Annotated in this window: 1 rRNA gene; it reads right to left on the bottom strand. The window is 56.8% G+C overall.

The features are described 5' to 3' along the window. Position 1 precedes the first annotated feature (1 nt). Positions 2-1,846, bottom strand: a 23S ribosomal RNA gene (locus ACFQ7Q_RS38105); the annotation flags it as partial.

The raw sequence follows: 1,846 nt of genomic DNA, 5'->3' as shown, positions 1-1,846 counted from the left end.
TGAGGACAAGCCCTCGGCCTATTAGTACCGGTCAGCTCCACCCATTACTGGGCTTCCACATCCGGCCTATCAACCCAGTCGTCTACTGGGAGCCTTACCCTCTCAAGGAGGTGGGAATACTCATCTCGAAGCAGGCTTCCCGCTTAGATGCTTTCAGCGGTTATCCCTCCCGAACGTAGCCAACCAGCCATGCCCTTGGCAGGACAACTGGCACACCAGAGGTTCGTCCGTCCCGGTCCTCTCGTACTAGGGACAGCCCTTCTCAATATTCCTACGCGCGCAGCGGATAGGGACCGAACTGTCTCACGACGTTCTAAACCCAGCTCGCGTACCGCTTTAATGGGCGAACAGCCCAACCCTTGGGACCGACTCCAGCCCCAGGATGCGACGAGCCGACATCGAGGTGCCAAACCATCCCGTCGATATGGACTCTTGGGGAAGATCAGCCTGTTATCCCCGGGGTACCTTTTATCCGTTGAGCGACGGCGCTTCCACAAGCCACCGCCGGATCACTAGTCCCGACTTTCGTCCCTGCTCGACCCGTCGGTCTCACAGTCAAGCTCCCTTGTGCACTTACACTCAACACCTGATTGCCAACCAGGCTGAGGGAACCTTTGGGCGCCTCCGTTACCCTTTGGGAGGCAACCGCCCCAGTTAAACTACCCATCAGACACTGTCCCTGATCCGGATCACGGACCGAGGTTAGACATCCAGCACGACCAGAGTGGTATTTCAACGGCGACTCCACCATGACTGGCGTCACGGCTTCAAAGTCTCCCACCTATCCTACACAAGCCGAACCGAACACCAATATCAAACTGTAGTAAAGGTCCCGGGGTCTTTCCGTCCTGCTGCGCGAAACGAGCATCTTTACTCGTAGTGCAATTTCACCGGGCCTATGGTTGAGACAGTCGAGAAGTCGTTACGCCATTCGTGCAGGTCGGAACTTACCCGACAAGGAATTTCGCTACCTTAGGATGGTTATAGTTACCACCGCCGTTTACTGGCGCTTAAGTTCTCAGCTTCGCAACCCCGAAAGGTCACTAACCGGTCCCCTTAACGTTCCAGCACCGGGCAGGCGTCAGTCCGTATACATCGCCTTACGGCTTCGCACGGACCTGTGTTTTTAGTAAACAGTCGCTTCTCGCTGGTCTCTGCGGCCACCCCCAGCTCACGGAGTAAATCCGATCACCAGTGATGGCCCCCCTTCTCCCGAAGTTACGGGGGCATTTTGCCGAGTTCCTTAACCATAGTTCACCCGAACGCCTCGGTATTCTCTACCTGACCACCTGAGTCGGTTTAGGGTACGGGCCGCCATGAAACTCGCTAGAGGCTTTTCTCGACAGCATAGGATCATCCACTTCACCACAATCGGCTCGGCATCAGGTCTCAGCCTTAATGTGTGACGGATTTGCCTATCACACGGCCTACACCCTTACCCCGGGACAACCACCGCCCGGGCTGGACTACCTTCCTGCGTCACCCCATCGCTTACCTACTACCACCTTGGTTCGCCGGCTCCACCACTTTCCTTTCCCCGAAGGGTCCGGAACGGCTTCACGGGCTTAGCATTAATGGGCTCGATATTGGGCGTTTCAAAGCGGGTACCGGAATATCAACCGGTTGTCCATCGACTACGCCTGTCGGCCTCGCCTTAGGTCCCGACTTACCCTGGGCAGATCAGCTTGACCCAGGAACCCTTAGTCAATCGGCGCACACGTTTCTCACGTGTGTATCGCTACTCATGCCTGCATTCTCACTCGTGAACCGTCCACAACTCGCTTCCGCGGCTGCTTCACCCGGCACACGACGCTCCCCTACCCATCACAGCACCCGTTGGGGCTTA

This window comes from Streptomyces sp. NPDC056527 (assembly GCF_042794475.1).
In the GTDB taxonomy this organism is placed as follows: domain Bacteria; phylum Actinomycetota; class Actinomycetes; order Streptomycetales; family Streptomycetaceae; genus Streptomyces.
Note: the sequence above shows the minus strand (reverse complement) of the source record. Positions and strands in the feature narration are given on the sequence as shown.